The sequence below is a fragment of the Methylophilus sp. Q8 genome, from assembly GCF_000800115.1.
Classification (GTDB): Bacteria; Pseudomonadota; Gammaproteobacteria; order Burkholderiales; family Methylophilaceae; genus Methylophilus.
Map to the genome: position 1 here is coordinate 2,804,079 of NZ_JUHE01000001.1, position 15,935 is coordinate 2,820,013.

16 protein-coding genes are annotated in these 15,935 nt (G+C 49.8%); 13 read left to right on the forward strand and 3 right to left on the reverse strand.

Going from position 1 to position 15,935, the window contains the following annotated elements:
* Nucleotides 1–120 precede the first annotated feature (120 nt).
* The 8 genes from GQ52_RS13265 to GQ52_RS13300 all read left to right on the forward strand — a co-directional run bounded on the left by GQ52_RS13265 (nt 121) and on the right by GQ52_RS13300 (nt 10,089).
* On the forward strand, nt 121–1,479 hold the full coding sequence (locus GQ52_RS13265; RefSeq protein WP_235273369.1) for a paraquat-inducible protein A: 1,359 nt from the start codon (nt 121–123) through the stop codon (nt 1,477–1,479).
* Nucleotides 1,466–3,127: an intermembrane transport protein PqiB gene (pqiB, locus tag GQ52_RS13270; protein WP_047518328.1), complete on the forward strand. Its 1,662-nt coding sequence runs from the start codon at nt 1,466–1,468 to the stop codon at nt 3,125–3,127. The genes GQ52_RS13265 and pqiB overlap by 14 nt, the downstream gene beginning before the upstream one ends.
* Before the next feature lie 12 nt (nt 3,128–3,139).
* The gene (locus tag GQ52_RS13275; RefSeq protein WP_047518329.1) at nt 3,140–3,733 is read left to right on the forward strand and encodes a membrane integrity-associated transporter subunit PqiC; all 594 of its coding nucleotides are present in this window, start codon (nt 3,140–3,142) and stop codon (nt 3,731–3,733) included.
* Between the two features lie 93 nt (nt 3,734–3,826).
* Entirely contained in the window at nt 3,827–4,324 is a 498-nt protein-coding gene (lysM, locus tag GQ52_RS13280) for a peptidoglycan-binding protein LysM (RefSeq protein WP_024929892.1), read from the forward strand.
* A gap of 49 nt (nt 4,325–4,373) precedes the next feature.
* Complete coding sequence (locus tag GQ52_RS13285; protein ID WP_019881995.1) at nt 4,374–4,622, forward strand: hypothetical protein; 249 nt, start codon at nt 4,374–4,376, stop codon at nt 4,620–4,622.
* Nucleotides 4,623–4,787: 165 nt separating this feature from the next.
* Entirely contained in the window at nt 4,788–6,356 is a 1,569-nt protein-coding gene (locus tag GQ52_RS13290; protein WP_235273377.1) for a diguanylate cyclase, read from the forward strand.
* A 196-nt stretch (nt 6,357–6,552) separates the two neighbouring features.
* On the forward strand, nt 6,553–7,758 hold the full coding sequence (locus GQ52_RS13295; RefSeq protein WP_019881993.1) for a cation:proton antiporter: 1,206 nt from the start codon (nt 6,553–6,555) through the stop codon (nt 7,756–7,758).
* An 81-nt stretch (nt 7,759–7,839) separates the two neighbouring features.
* Nucleotides 7,840–10,089 (forward strand): EAL domain-containing protein, encoded by a 2,250-nt coding sequence (locus GQ52_RS13300; protein WP_235273385.1) that lies wholly within the window; start codon nt 7,840–7,842, stop codon nt 10,087–10,089.
* Here GQ52_RS13300 and GQ52_RS13305 read toward each other — a convergent pair.
* The 3 genes from GQ52_RS13305 to GQ52_RS13315 form a co-directional block, all read right to left on the reverse strand.
* Nucleotides 10,086–10,382 (reverse strand): type II toxin-antitoxin system RelE/ParE family toxin, encoded by a 297-nt coding sequence (locus GQ52_RS13305; protein ID WP_242402202.1) that lies wholly within the window; start codon nt 10,380–10,382, stop codon nt 10,086–10,088. The genes GQ52_RS13300 and GQ52_RS13305 overlap by 4 nt on opposite strands.
* Entirely contained in the window at nt 10,382–10,642 is a 261-nt protein-coding gene (locus tag GQ52_RS13310; RefSeq protein WP_024929887.1) for a YlcI/YnfO family protein, read from the reverse strand. Before GQ52_RS13310 ends, GQ52_RS13305 begins: the two co-directional genes overlap by 1 nt.
* Nucleotides 10,643–10,762: 120 nt before the next feature.
* On the reverse strand, nt 10,763–11,932 hold the full coding sequence (locus GQ52_RS13315) for an MFS transporter (protein WP_235273466.1): 1,170 nt from the start codon (nt 11,930–11,932) through the stop codon (nt 10,763–10,765).
* A 106-nt stretch (nt 11,933–12,038) separates the two neighbouring features.
* Here GQ52_RS13315 and GQ52_RS13320 point away from each other — a divergent pair, with 106 nt between their 5' ends.
* The 5 genes from GQ52_RS13320 to GQ52_RS13340 all read left to right on the forward strand — a co-directional run bounded on the left by GQ52_RS13320 (nt 12,039) and on the right by GQ52_RS13340 (nt 15,870).
* A complete protein-coding gene (locus GQ52_RS13320) occupies nt 12,039–12,557 on the forward strand; it encodes a MarR family winged helix-turn-helix transcriptional regulator (RefSeq protein ID WP_047518334.1) in 519 nt (172 codons plus the stop codon).
* A gap of 110 nt (nt 12,558–12,667) precedes the next feature.
* On the forward strand, nt 12,668–12,835 hold the full coding sequence (locus tag GQ52_RS14265; protein WP_235273474.1) for a manganese efflux pump: 168 nt from the start codon (nt 12,668–12,670) through the stop codon (nt 12,833–12,835).
* Nucleotides 12,836–12,947: 112 nt separating this feature from the next.
* Nucleotides 12,948–13,991 (forward strand): hypothetical protein, encoded by a 1,044-nt coding sequence (locus GQ52_RS13330; protein ID WP_047518336.1) that lies wholly within the window; start codon nt 12,948–12,950, stop codon nt 13,989–13,991.
* Nucleotides 13,992–14,178: 187 nt separating this feature from the next.
* Nucleotides 14,179–15,216: a GTP-binding protein gene (locus GQ52_RS13335; RefSeq protein WP_047518338.1), complete on the forward strand. Its 1,038-nt coding sequence runs from the start codon at nt 14,179–14,181 to the stop codon at nt 15,214–15,216.
* A 126-nt stretch (nt 15,217–15,342) separates the two neighbouring features.
* On the forward strand, nt 15,343–15,870 hold the full coding sequence (locus GQ52_RS13340; RefSeq protein WP_024929880.1) for a TIGR00645 family protein: 528 nt from the start codon (nt 15,343–15,345) through the stop codon (nt 15,868–15,870).
* Nucleotides 15,871–15,935: the final 65 nt, after the last annotated feature.

Consider the following 15,935-nt stretch of genomic DNA (forward strand, 5'->3'; position numbering starts at 1 on the left):
GATAATTTTGTCAGATTCGCTTTACGTATTTGCTTATTCATCGCAGTAACGTACTCGCGCTAAAGTGATGATCGACGCATGGTTTAGATCAACTGCGCCCAGGCCATCATGGAATTTTTCTTGCGCGTTCAAATCCAACCCGTTTACCATGCTTATGAAAAGCCCACCCAAACAGTCAGGTCAATCCATTCTTTATCCATCCGCATGACGACCCAGCAAAATACAAAATGGCGAAGATTGCGTGCCTGTCGTGCTTGCGACATGGTCAGTGCAATCCCGGTGCTGCGCCCAGGTGAACACGCCAGTTGCCCGCGCTGCGGGCATGTATTGGCCAGGCGCCATTTGCATCCGGTTCAACGCAGTATTGCGCTGGCTATCAGTGCATTGCTGACCTTGCTCATTGCGGTCGCTTTCCCGTTTATTAGCATGGATACCAATGGCCTGGATACGCAGATTGAATTGCCGCAGACGGCGGTGACGCTGGTCGATGTGCATCAACCATTGGTGGCACTCATCGTCAGCTGTACGGCGTTCGTATTGCCCGCTTTATACCTGGTCGGTGTGATCCTGATGCAGGCCAATGTCTTACGCCGGGTGCCGCGTGCCTATAGCGATGTGATTGCACGCCTGTTCTCACGCCTGCACCCCTGGATGATGGCCGATGTGTTCATGATTGCAGCGCTGGTGAGCCTGGTGAAACTCACCGAAATTGGCGAGGTGCAGTTGGGTGCTTCGTTCTGGGCCTATTGCGTGTTTGCCGTCCTGCTGCTCATGACCACGCGCTCAGTCGATATCGACTGGTTATGGTACAGGTTAGCTGGCGAGCCGCCACCCGATACCAGCATCCGTTGCGGCATCAATGCAGCAGATCAACATGCCACGGGCTGCGCCACCTGCGGCCTGGTCAACACCATTTCGGCCGCTGTGGCCAGCCATGAATGTGGCCGTTGCGGTAGCGCCTTGCATATGCGTAAACCCAACAGCCTGGAATTTACCTGGGCCTTGTTAATCACCGCAGCCGTGCTTTATATTCCGGCCAATGCTTACCCGATGATGATTACCACCTCATTGGGTCAAACACACGCCTCTACCATTATTGGCGGCATGCTCGAGTTATGGCAGCATGGCTCAGAACCGATTGCGGTGGTCATTTTTGTCGCCAGCGTACTGGTACCTATTATCAAGATGCTGATACTGGTGGTGCTTTCATTGCTGGCAAAATACCCTGGCCCGTTAACGGCACAGCAAAAAACCAGGCTGTATCGGCTCACAGAGTTGATTGGCCGCTGGTCCATGGTCGATGTGTTTGTCGTCGCCATCATGGTCGCGCTGATACAATCGGGCAACCTGATGTCAGTATTGCCCGGCCCGGCAGCGCTGGCATTCTGTGCTGTGGTGATTACCACCATGCTGGCCGCCATGGCCTTTGACCCGCGCCTGCTATGGGATACCCAAGGAAACACGCATGACAGAGAATAATCAAGACAACAATCAATTGCTGGCCAAAGTCAGCAAGCAAGCCCGGCTGTCGCCGATCTGGATCGTGCCTATTGTCGCTCTGCTGATTGGGCTGTGGCTGATTTATGACAACTACACCAAAGCGGGCAAGCAAATCACCCTCTCCCTCACCAATGCCGAAGGCATAGAGGCCGGTAAAACCAAAATCAAGGTGCATAGCGTGGATATCGGCCTGGTGGAGCAAGTCACGCTGTCTGAAGACCTGACGCATATTGAAGTATTGGCGCGCATCACCCCCAAAGCGCAACCCATGCTGGTGCAGGATACGCAATTATGGGTGGTCAAACCACGTATCGGGCTGGAAGGCATCAGCGGCCTGAATACGGTGATTTCCGGCGCCTATATTCAATTACAACCAGGCAAAAGCCTGGAAGAATCGGACCAGTTCACCGTGCTGGATCAAGCGCCCATCTCACTCAATGGCGCCCAGGGTGTGCATGTGAACCTCATCGGTAAAGTCGGTAATTCTTTGCGTGTGGGGGATCCGGTCAGCTACCAGGGCCTACGCGTGGGCAGGGTCGTCAGCGCCGTATTCGACCCCAAACAACGCCAGATGCAGCATGAGTTATTTGTTGAACACCCTTATGACGTACTGGTCACTGAGAACACGCGTTTTTGGACGACCGTAGGCATTGATGTCAAACTGGACTCGGAAGGATTCAAGGCCAATATTCCCACCGTCGAATCCCTGATCGCAGGCGGCGTCAGCTTTGGCCATGTCGATGACAGGCCGATGGGGCAACCGGTACGCTCCGAAGCTACCTTTGAACTGTTTGCCAATGAAGATGCCGCACGCCAGCAAACCTACGATCAATACCTGGAATATGTGCTACTGGTGGATGATACCGTGCGTGGCTTGTCCAAAGGCGCGCCGGTAGAATTCCGTGGTTTGCGCGTGGGTACGGTGATCAATGTGCCATGGAAATTCAACTCGCCGGAACGCAAAAAAGATTTCCGTTACGCCATCCCGGTATTGATTCATTTGGAACCCGGCCGCCTGGCAGATAATGGCAAGGCTGACCTGGAAGAGTGGAAAAGCCGCATTGCGCAGATGTTGCAACGCGGCCTGCACGCGACGCTTAAATCCGGCAACCTGATCACAGGCTCCGTGTTTGTCGACCTGAATATGGACCAGCATGCGCACAAAACCTATCAACGCGAGCGTTTTGAAGGTTTACCAGTGATGCCGACCACCGCGACTAACCTGGCGCAGATTGAACAGAAACTGTCTGACCTGCTGGATAAACTCAATGGTTTGAAAGTGGAGCCTGTGTTGTCCGGCCTGGATAAAAACCTGCAGCAGTCAGAAAAAACCATGCAGGAAATCCGCGCCTTGAGCCAGCAAGTGAATCAGTTACTCAGCCAGCCTGACCTGCAACAGATGCCTGCCAATATCAACCAAACCATGCAGGAGTTGCGTACGACATTAAAAGGTCTATCACCCGAGTCGCCAGCTTATCAGGAGCTGACAACGACCTTGCAACGCCTGGATAAAGCCTTGCGCGATATCCAGCCATTGGCGCGTACCTTAAATGAGCAACCCAATGCCATCCTGTTTGACCGCAAGCCTGGCAATGACCCGATACCGATGGCACCGGCCAACCCGTAAGGAACCTGACGCATGATGATCGAGAAAAAACAATTAAGGGTTGGTCTGGCTTTATTGCTGGGGCTCAGCCTGACCGGCTGCTTCAAATCGAACCCGCCAGTCAAAACTGAGCGTTACAGCCTGCCGGAAGTGACGACATCATCGCCTTCAACGGCGCAGACACGCACACTAATCTTAAACCGTATCCAGTTGGCGGATTACCTGGATACAGACCGCATCGTCATCCAGACCGACGACATCACCATGCAAGCAGCGCGTGACCATCTTTGGGTAGACAATCTGGCGCAGGAGTTGCGGCGCGGCCTGCGCGCACGCCTGGCCAGTCGGCTCAACAATACAATCGTGGTCGACCCGCAGCCTGGATTACCTGCTGCCAACACCCTGCACCTGACCATAGAACAATTTCACGGCCAGATGCGTGGTTATGCCGTGCTGAGTGGTCAATGGCAACTGATTGGCGCGAACCATGTGGCAGGCGCCAGCCAGTCATTCAAGTTCAGCACACCTTTGGCTGAAAATGGCTACCCCGCGCTGGTGCGAGCCTTGGGCCTGAATCTTGACTTGCTCAGTGACCAAATTGCCAGCCAATTACAAACTTTGCCATAACGGCCACATTTTTAATGCCAATAGGTAGTGACCGCGTCGCCAATTTGCTATGATGAAATTTCTTTTCATAAAATAACAAGTCAGGAGCAAGCGATGGGATTATTTTCTTTTATTAAAGAAGCAGGTGAAAAACTGTTTGGTGCCGGAGAAGCCAAAGCCGCGCAAGAAACAGCAAGCAAAGCCCCGACCCCGGTCAATGTAGACGCAGCAAACGCGGCGGCAGCCAAGGCCATTCAAACCTATATCGCTAAAAACAACTTACCGACGACCGGTTATGACGTGAAATTTGATGGCGCCAGCGGTACCGTCATCGTGCAAGGCAATATCGACACGCAAGAGAACAAAGAAAAAATTCTGCTGTGCTGTGGCAATGTGGCGGGCGTTGAAGCGGTGCAAGACCAGTTGCACGTCCCTAGCCCTGAGCCTGAAGCAAAGTTTTATACCGTAGTCAAAGGCGATACCTTGTCTAAAGTAGCCAAAGAAATGTACGGCAATGCCAATAGCTATATGAAGATCTTTGAGGCAAATCGTCCCATGCTGAGCCATCCTGACAAAATCTACCCAGGCCAGGTACTGCGCATTCCGGAATAAGCGTTACACACAATAATAGCCAACCACTCATCTAACAAAGGACACGACTATGTCATCATTCATTCGTTTATTACTGATCGCCACCTTGAGCAGCACCCTGCTTGTCGCTTGTGGTGAAAAAGAGCCGCAGATTGAACAAGCGGTCGAATCTGCACAAGAACATGCCGAAGCCGCTGCCAGCGAAGCCAAAGATGCTGCCGCTGATGCAGTGCAAGCCGCAAAAGAAGCTGCAGCAACCGCTGAGCAACAGGCAGCAGAAACCGCCGACGCCGCTAAAGCCGCGGTTGAAAACAAATAATTGTTTTCCTAACACAAAAACCCGCATTTATGCGGGTTTTTTATCGGCTATTTTCTACACTTTATTAGTAATTCTTTGCCTTCTTTAATGCGTTAGCCTAAGCGTTCCACGGAATGTTTCATGTAAACTGCGTCGAGATTCGACATTTTCACTGGATAATTAGGCTTGCAACGTTTCTTCTTCTGGATGCTGATCTCGTTATGGGTTGCACTGATGCCGCAGGCCTCAGCGACCCCGACTTTGCTCGGCACCACCTGCATGAACAGCAAGGGTGTGGTAATTGCCAGCATCCCGTTGCAAGGCGGCAAATTCGTCTGCCAGAGCGTGCTCAAAATCTCGCATGCAGACCAGTATGTGATCGACTTCAAAAACACATCGACCATTGCGCATTTTCAGCACGAAATCACAGATAGCAAGCAGCAAACCAGCATTATCAAAGGTGGCTTAAGCAGCCAGGAGAATGATCCCTTGCTACTGAGGCACGGCCGTATTATCCACCTGGAACCTGGCACTTATCGATTGGCCACCTGGTTGCAATCGCCCTACTACCTGGCGCAACCTGAGATTTTCGTCTCCGAGCTAAGCACCTACCAGCAGCAAACCAACCGCACCACGGCTGCCAGCTTGCTGTTACTGGGCGTCTTGTTCGGCATATTCACCTATTACGCTGCCATTGGCATGACGCCTGGACACACCACCGAACGCATGTATGCGTTATTTATTTTGGGCAACCTGATTTTCCAGAGCGCTGCGCTAGGGGTATTTAAACAATTATTTGCATGGCACTGGTTTTACCTGACCAGCTTGCCCATCCTGCTCTCCAACCTGGCCTATATTAGCTTTGTCTGCCACTTGCTGGGCATCAACCCGTTACATCATGCCAAGCTCTATTACTTGTCTATGGTGGCACGCACGGTCCTGGTGGCATTGCTGGTGTTTGCCATGATCTTCCCCAACTGGATGCTGGAAATGGACAGGTTTGGCGTCGCCGTTTTCCTCATGTTCGGCCTGGCCTGCGGCATCCGCCTCAGCCTGCAAAAAAATCGTATCGCCCAGCTTTACCTGTTTGCGATCTCGGTATTTGGTATCCTGGGCGGCTTATCTATCACGGCTGAGCGCTTGACCTCTAATGCCTGGACCATCGAGCAATTCGGTTTGATCGCGGTGGCGGTAGAGGCCATCTTGCTTTCGCTGCTGGTTGCCTATCAAATGAACCGCCTGCATAAAGAAAAAGAGCATATGCTGGTCGAGCTGCAAAGCACGCGTTCCATTGCCATGACAGACCGGCTGACCGGCGTGCCTAACCGCCATGCGCTCGAAAATCAAATGGTGCAGTTCCCCGAGCATGGTTGCATGATGTTTCTTGATATGGACAACCTGAAATACGTCAACGACCACTTTGGTCATGACGCAGGCGATCACCTGTTAAAAAGCTTCAGTCAGATTCTGTCCAAAAAACTGGATACCAGTGGCCAGCTTTACCGGCTGGGTGGTGATGAATTTGCCATTCTGTGTCATGAAGATGATGTAGAGTGGTGCCAGCACCAGCTGGAATATACGCATTTGCAGATGGAAAAAGAAGGCTCCGTCAGCACGGGTGCCAGTGTAGGCATCGTCTTTGCGCATGAGGCCAGTGAGACAGAAGAACTCATGCGCATTGCCGATAAACGCATGTATGCCAACAAACGCAGCCGTAAAAATCGCAAAGAAATGATGCAAGTGCTTGCCAATTAATGGCGGGCAGACGGCTCCCCCTCCTCAGCACAACAGTACCAAGCTAATTTGCAAGCAAGCATGTCACTATTGGCACAAATGCATTACACTGCAAATAATCATACATACAAGAATGTATTTTTACTGTATGTTAAGTTTGACCGATAGATCCATCTGACGCAGGCAGCTGTCATGTGAAAAAAACCAAGAGAACATCATGCCGTTACTGACTACCTTGCTTATCCTCATCGTCACCGCCCGCCTGCTAGGCCAAGTATTCAGCCGTTTTAACCAACCCGCTATTATTGGTGAAATGCTGGCAGGGGTGATTTTAGGCCCAAGTATTTTCAACCTGATTTCACCGACGCCTGCGCTGTCGGGCATTTCAGAGTTCGCTGTATTTCTGATCGTATTGTCTGCCGGTTTGGAGATGAACTTCAAAGAGGTGATCGACTCCATGCGTGGCAAGGGCGTCGTCATCGCGCTGCTGGGCTTTTTGTTACCGCTCACCGGCGGCATTCTGGTCGGCGTAGGTTTTGGCCTCGATGTCAGCCGCACGATTTTCCTTGGCCTGTGCGTATCGATTACCGCATTGCCCGTCACCGTCAGCATCCTGCAAAGCTTTAAGCTGCTGGACTCCAACATTGCACGCTATTCAGTCGCGACTGCCATTTTTAACGATATCGCGGCCCTGCTGGTCTTGGGCGTGATTCTTAACCTGCCAGAACAAAAATCCTACCAGGCCGTCGGGAGCGCTATTTTTCATGCCAGCTGGAAACTGATTTTGCTGATTGTATTGATCGTCAGCGTTAGCCTGATCATCAAAAAAGTGATTGAAAAAGGCATCAGCATAGACCAGTGGTCAGAGAAACTGGTTGATTTGATTGGCAATGAAGCCCTGTTCGGCCTGCTGCTATTGCTGGTACTCATCTTTGGCTCAGTCAGCGCAGCACTTGGTTTTCATTTTGTCATCGGCGCATTTTTTGGCGCCTTGCTCATAGACCGCAAGTTTTTTCTGCCCTCACGCTACAAAGAACTCGAGCTCACCTTGAGTTCGATTACCGGCGGCTTTCTGGCACCGGTATTTTTTGCCTACCTCGGCTTGGAATTCAAAGTTCAAGTCATCGACTCCTTCTGGTTTGTTGCCGTGGTACTGGTGGTGTCTATCCTGACCAAGATCCTCGCCGGGTGGGTGGGCGGACGGCTTATCGGTCTCTCCAAAAGTGATTCACTGGGCATCGGCTTTATTCTTAATGGTCGCGGCGTGATGGAGCTGGTGATTGCCAGCATTGCCTATGACCGCGGCTTTATTGGCCAGGACTTGTTCTCGGTACTGGTGCTGATGGGGGTAGTGACCACCATGATTACGCCACTGATGTTCCGCAAATGGGTGATGCCGCAGCTGGAAAAGCAGGCCAGCTAGTTTAAGGACTATTGACATCAATTGACAAAAGAGGAACACTGATTAGCAAACGAACCATTCTCTAAAAGACTGGACACCCCCTTGAGCGCACACCCTACTGTTTCAGCGTCATCGGTTCTAACGCCCCCCCGCATAGACAGCGGGCCGCTGTCTATTGAAGAACAAAACCAGTTGCTCACCCTGCAACGTGCCATTCTGGAGTCAGTGGCGCGTGGTGCCGATCACATGGAAGTGATCAACCAGATCTGCCGCCTGGCAGAAAACCTGCTCACCAACGCCTTCAGTTCCGTCATGCTGATGGACGAGAACAACGAACTGCTCAATGTCTATGCTGCGCCCAGCCTGACTCCCGTACAAATCCAGAAAATCAACGGTTTGCGGCCCAGCCCGGGGGGCGGTTCCTGCGGCAATGTCATCTACCAGCAAAAAGTCCAATATGTCAGCAATACCTTTACCGACGAGCGCTGGCATGACATTCGCCATCTGGCCTATGAATTCAACGTCAAATCCTGCTGGTCTATCCCGATTTTTTCTGCCGAAAACAGGGTGATCGGCACCTTTGCCCTCTCCAGCTTTGAGCACCGCGAGTCCAGCCAGTTTCACCGCATGCTGCTTGAAATCGGCTCAGCCATTATCGGCATCGCGCTCAACCGCAATAAATACCAGGAAAGCCTGCGCCAGTTTGAAAAAGTGTTCGAAGGCAGCGAACAAGGCATTATGGTGACCGATGTTCACCATGTGATTTTGTCTGTGAATCCGGCATTCACCAAGATGCAAGGCTTTACCATCGACGACATTAAAGGCAAAACGCCTAAAGTCCTCTCCTCTGGCCTGCACGATGCAGGCTTTTATCGCAACCTGTGGGAAAGTGTCACCAACTTTGGCCATTGGCGCGGTGAAATCTGGAACCGGCGTAAAAACGGAGAAGTGTTCCCCGAATGGCTGTCTATCACTGAAGTCAAAAATACCGTCGGCGAAGTCACGCACTATGTTGGCACCTTCAGTGATCTCAGTGACCTGAAGTCGGCGCAAAAAGAGATCCAGTACCTCTCCTCGCACGACGCCCTCACTGGCCTGCCGGATATTACATTGTTTAGAGACCGGCTGGAAAATGCAGTCTCTATTGCCGCAGCGGCTAACAGCAAAATCGGCCTGCTTGCGCTCAACCTGGATAACTTCAAGTTCCTCAATGATTCATTAGGCTATGCCTCGGGCGACAAGCTGCTGCGGCTATTTGCCGAGCGCCTCAAAGCCTGTTTGCGTGAAACAGACAGCATCTGCCGCCATGGCGGGGATGAGTTCATTATCCTGCTCAACAATATGCACGATGATGAATCCATCAGCTATATCGTCGATACCCTGCTCAACGAAATCTCATCACCATTTGCCTTTGCCGGTAACAATATTTCCACCTCCTGCTCAGTCGGCGTCGCCGTTTACCCCACCGATGGCAACGACTTTGAAAAACTGTTTGGCCGCGCGCGCAAAGCCATGTCGCAAGCCAAAGAAGAAGGCCGTAACACGGCCCGTTTCTTTACCGAAAAGCTCAACAACGATAGCCTGCACTATTTGAATATCGCCTATGGCCTGCGCGAAGCCCTAGCGCATCGCCAGTTTGAACTGCACTACCAGCCGCAAATCAACCTTAGCAGCGCGCAAGTGATCGGCGCCGAAGCACTTATACGCTGGCATCATCCGCAAAATGGCCTGCAACCCCCAGCGCAATTTATCGCCATTGCCGAGCAAACCGGCCTTATTGTCGATATCGGCGAATGGGTGATAGAAGAAGCCTGCCGCCAGGCGATGGAATGGCAAAAAAATGATCTGCCGCCACTCAGGATTGCTGTTAACGTCTCTGCCGTGCAATTCCGTCGCGGCAATTTAGACAAGGTAATTATTAAAGCGCTCGAAAAAACCGGCCTCGAGCCGCGCCTGCTGGAACTAGAGCTCACCGAATCCATCCTGCTCGAAGACATAGACCACCTGCTCGCCCAGCTCGACACCCTCAAACAGCTAGGCGTCAAACTCGCCATCGACGACTTCGGCACTGGCTACTCCAGCCTCGCCTACCTCAAAAAATTTAATATCGACCGCCTCAAAATCGATCAATCTTTTGTGCGCGATATCAACACTGACCCCAATGACGCCGCCATCGTCCGCGCCATTGTGCAAATGGCGCACACCTTGAATCTGGATGTGATTGCCGAAGGCGTGGAAGACGAAGCCATGCTCAAGCATTTACGTGAATCTGGCTGCGATGAAGTGCAAGGGTATCTGTTCTCGAAGCCGCTGCCAGCGGCAGATTTCGCAAAGCTTATCCAACATGACTAGAAAAAATCCTCTTCGCGCTGGTGCCTTACAGCAACAATGGTGATTGTTTGGTTGTCCTCAATCTCAAACAAAGCGACATAACCATAAGCGCCAAAATGAATGACAAGCTCTCTTAAAAATGGATTATCACCTAAGGCTTTGCGGCAGGTATAGGGGAAAAACTTGACGGCCTCAATGGCCTGATGAATGGCTTTTAACGCTTGCCTGGCAGCCTGCCGGTCTTTATTTAATAAAAAAGCATACAAGCGCTTTAAATCTTCACGCGCCTCTTTAGTAAAGCGTATGCGGTACATCAAGGTTTTGCCGTATCCAGCATCGCCTGCAACTCATCCAGCACACTCTCCGCACTGTAATATTCCTGATTTTGCCTGGCGATAGCTGCAGACTCTAAGCCACGTGCAATAAATGCCTGCTGGTGCTGCCTGCGCGTGATATTCGCCTTAAGCGCCTCCTCCATGAAACTTGAGAGCGTTTCTCCTTCAGCCAATACGCCCTCCACCGCATCACGTAATTGCGGCTCTACCCGTAAAGCCGGAATGGTCGCAGTTTTCATCAAGCACCTCACATGTAATTCATTTGTAATACAATCTTAATGAAACCCGATAATGATTGCAACGCATATCTAAAAGCCACGGCTATCAGGTATGCGAACAAAAACAATAGTAATGACCCATTAGCCAGAAAATGCCTTGCGATAACTTGCCGGTGAGAATCGTGCGGTAAGCAAGGTGATGAAGAAGACTGCCACAAACACGCCTATCCATGCCCATGACAAGTGCGTAAATTCGCGCTTCACCCAACCCGCCAGAAATGGCATTAAACTGGCGATCATATAACCGCCACCTTGCACAAAAGCCGCCAGGTCACCAGAGAACCTGGGATCATCCCAATGATCCATCGCCAAAATCAGTGACAGTGGGAATAACGCCCCAACCCCCAGCCCTAGCAACACCATGGCCACGAATGCAAGGCTGATGGGGGCCACAATCATCACCGCCAGCCCGGCCAGCGTGCAACCCAAAGCGGTAAAAAGCAATGGGCGGCGATCATGATATTTGCCCACCACGCCCGACACAATCATTCCCGCCATGACTTCGGTCAATGTCAAACCCGCCAGTAAATCTCCGGCCAATTGGCGGCTTTGACCAAGCTCGACATAGAACGGCGGCAACCAGGCAAGAATCAGCGTATATACGCCGGTGCCAATACCGAAAAACAGCATCAGTGACCAGGCCCTGCTATAGCGCCAAAACTGGGGCGCTTGTTGCGTTTGAATCACTGCTGGTTGTTGACGTTGCGCAGAGGCGGTTATCCAGACAATCAATGCCAATAATGCTGGCAACGCCCACAAGGCCAATGTGTGCTGCCAACCCAGTGTTTCATTCAGCCGGGCAGCACTTGCAGCAGCCACGGCAGCGCCACCCATAATGCCGGTGGTATACAAACCCATCATGCGGCCCGTGGCCGCCCCAAAGTGTTCTTTGATCAAGCCGGGCAATAATGCTTGTACCAACGCAACCCCTACCCCCACCACCGCAGCACTGGTTAACATCGCCAACGCTGAACCCCAATAACCGCGGGCGGCACAAGCCAGCATAATCAATACCACCCCTAAGGTAACACCGTTCACCTCACCCAGTTTTTGACGTAAAGACTGCGACAGTAAGGCGCCCAGGCCCATTAAAAATACAGGCAATGTGGTCAGCAAACCTGCCCCTGTCGCATCCAGGCCAGTGCTGTGTTGAATCAAATCCAGCAACGGGCCAAATGCCGCCATCGCCGGGCGTAAATTGACGGCGACTAACAGAATTGCAACCATCAGCCACCAGCGCCCTGCTTTCATCACACACGTCTCCCACAGTAGGTTAATATCACACATATCTTGAGTTCAAGATATATTCAGACTACGGTTAATTTATCTTGAAGTCAAGATAAATGCAGGAGCAAACATGAGCAAAAAAGAAGATGCTGTCGACCACATCATGAACCAATGGCGACGCGAACGCCCCGACCTAGACCCAAGTCCCATGGGTTTGATTGGCCGCCTCGCACGCTGCGAAATGCTACTCAGGCGCAAGCTAGATGAGACCTTTGAAAGCTTTGGCATGACCAGTTGGGAGTTTGATGTTCTCGCGACCTTAAGGCGCGCGGGGCACCCTTACAGCCTGGCCCCAACTGCCCTCTACTCCTCACTCATGGTCACCTCAGGCACCATGACGCATAGGCTACAACGGCTGGAAAAAGTCGGGCTGGTGGAGCGCGTGAAAAGCAGTGAAGACCTGCGCAGCATGCTTGTGCAACTGACCGAAGCTGGACTAAAACTGATCAATCAAGCTGTTGAAGCCCATATTGCCAATGAGCAAGCCATACTCTACTTATTACCCGCTGAATCTCGTAAGCAATTGGACAAGCATTTGGTTACGATGCTATCGGTACTGGAAGCGTCGATGGATGAGCCAGCAACATAAACGCTTTCAACCGGCAGAACCCGAAGAAGAAAAACTCACCAAGCACTCCTTCTACCTCCGACTCCTCACTGCAGACGCCACCAGCATAGATGTCAGCCAGCCTGGCGTTTATGGATGTGAATATATTGATTACTGCTGCAGCGATTGGTTTTGCTACTTTTACGATGGTGACAATTGGGGTGATGCTTGGGCGGTTGTTGGGGTTAATGTTTGGGAAGTGTTCAGAGATTGTTGGTGGATTAGTGCTGATATACGATTGGTTCGTATATGCTTTATGATTTAAAAGAGTATTCTGACACATATAAATCCCTGCTTTTATTGTGTTAGCAAAATAATCCAATAGCTTAACTTACTGAAGTTAGAAAAATTAAATAAAAAACTAATCGAAATATGAATATTCAGATTTCAGATTTTTTGAATCCAACAGGTAATTTCTACCTGTATGGATATCCAATCATCAGTTCAATTTTTTCAGGCTTTATCTTCTGGCTAATTTTTTCATATCTACCAGAAAGAAAACGAAAGCAAAGCTTTGGATTAGGGGTTTTGAATGATCTTCGTACGTTGAACATGCACATATTTCACTATTTTGACTACCTATTACGTCATAGAGATAATTCTCCATCTTATTTTCAAGACAAAATTCAAGCCTGTTCACTCACCTATGATGAATTAACCGTTGGCCTAAAAAATAAGGTAATTAGCAGCGACTATTTATATGACTCTGCTGTTGCAGACAACTTTTTATTAGTTGGTGAAGAACTAGTTAGAAAAGTAAGTGAAATTGATATTGTTATTAATCGTTTGTACTCATTTAATTACTTTTTAAGCCCGAACGAAGTTACTTTGATTAGAAGTATTTATGCAAACTTGCATAAATATATGCCTTATATTGAAAGTAGTTTCACACGCGGGAAATACTACCCAGCAGATCCAACCGTTTCATTCTTAGCACACTCTGCAAAAGACTTACAGGAAGACTTTAAGAAATTAAGAGGTATTATTTTCGCCAATAAATTAAAGGATAAAGATTTCTTAGTCGCTAAAATTTTGCAATTGTTTCACTCCGAAAATTACACGGCTTGCATCAAAGAATGCAAAAAAGGAATTAAGATATTTAAAGCTGAATCTCCCTTTTATGAAATGCTGCTGATTCGTTGCTATGTATGTTCTGATAAAAGTCAAAAGGCTTATGAATTATTGAATCACTTCAACTTCAAAGACTCGGACTTAGTCTCATACAGGCACATGATAAATCCGCTTTTAAGCGATCCACATATCGAAAGTATTATTCTTAATAAAACTAGTTTAGAAGCTCTCACTAAAATGAAATCTGTAACTCAGCGAGAATATGAAGACAAAGAGAACTTTCTAAAGCAAAACAACCTTCTTAAGGAGCGCTATTCTATTGAAAGTCATTTAGGTAAGAAGTAAACTCAACTTAAGGTTTTTATTTAACTACCATATTAAATAGAAATTTGAGATTCGTTTTGATTAAAATCCATTTTACTTTCTATCCACTTGTGATTAATTCTATAACCTCCATATAACTCGAAACACTTAGCAATCCCAATAACCATCCGCGTTAAAATAACGCCACACTCGTTTTATTAGAATTTATATGGATAAACGTATCCCCGTCACGCTGCTCACTGGTTTTTTGGGCAGTGGCAAAACCACCCTACTCAACAAGCTGCTGCATAACCCGGCGATGAAAGACACGGCCGTGATCATTAATGAGCTCGGTGAAGCAGGCCTGGACCAGATTTTTGCCAATAGCCAGATTTCGCAAACCATTGAGAGCGAGCATATTGCCGATAACACGGTGTTGTTGAGTTCTGGCTGTTTGTGCTGCTCACTCAAAAACGAGCTGGCCGACACCATGCGCGATTTGTTTTTTAAGCGCTCATTACAAGCAGTGCCGGAATTTAACCGCCTGGTGATTGAAACCACGGGCATGGCTGACCCTGGCCCGATTTTAGCCAACCTGATGAATGAGCCGGTGATTGAGTCGGTGTATCGCCTGGATGCGGTGGTAGTGACGATTGATGCGGCTTACGGCTTACATCAGATTGCAGAGCAGAAAGAAGCACTTAAGCAAGCTGCCGTCGCAGATGTGTTGCTGATTACCAAGTCTGACACGGCGACGCCTGAACAGATCAGCGCATTGCAAGCCAAGCTGAGCGAGATCAACCCGAATGCGACGCAGCAGTTTGTGTTGCATGGCGAAATCGACCCAATGCAGATTATTGACGTCGGGTTGTTTGACTTCGCCAGCAAGCAGGCGAATCCGCAACGCTGGTTACGCGCACCCGCCAGCGGTTTTAGCGCGGGTAAGAAAGGCACACTACCTAAAGCGCCTGCACATGATGATGTGAACACATTTACCGTCTACTTACCCAAGCCGATGACGTGGTCTGACTTTAAAGGTGTGATTCTTAAACTGTGCCAGACGCACGGTGAAAAATTGCTGCGTTTAAAAGGCATTTTGCACGTGGAAGACGCTCCTGCGCCATTAGCAATACACGCGGTGCATTTCACGCCCTACCCGCCTACGCTGCTTGAAGGTTGGGACGAAGAAGAACCGATTAGCCGGATTGTGATTATTGGCAAGCGGATTGATGAGGAAGCTGTGCGCGAGATGCTCACGCAATTCTAGTGCACATCAATCATCGTTGCGCTTGAAATGAACGCTGCAATCATGGCGGCGTCATAGTAGGTCAGCATACTGATGCTGGAAAATAGTGATATGTGCATTAGCGCAGTGTTTTAATTTGGAGTTTGTATGGGACGTTATTTAGAAAAGATTTTAGAGGGCTGGATTTTCCAAAGCCGCTGGTTAATGGCGCCGATGTATCTGGGCCTGGTGGGTGGCTTGTTTATTTTGCTGGTGAAATTTGGCCAGGAGTTCTTTCATATCGCCGTACACTTGGCTAGCTTCTCCGAACAGGAAACCGTGCTTTCCCTGCTGGCATTAGTAGATATCACCCTAGTGGGCAACTTGCTGATTATGGTGATTTTCAGCGGTTACGAAAACTTTGTCTCGCGCATTGATACTGCGGATAGCGAAGACCGCCCGGAGTGGATGGGTAAAGTTGATTACTCCGGCCTGAAACTGAAGTTGATCGGCTCTATCGTTGCGATTTCCGCCATCGACTTGCTGAAAGCCTTTGTGCACCAGAGCTCAGGCACGGCCAGTTTCACCACCGAACAAATGGCATGGCTGGTTGGCATCCACCTGACCTTTATCATCACCGGCGTGTTGTTTGCCTGGATGGATAGAATTGCCGGACATGGCAGTAGCGACCACTAATGCTATTTTTTATCGCAGAACCCGCCACTGGCGGGTTTTTTATTGCCTATTGCATTGGTTGATTA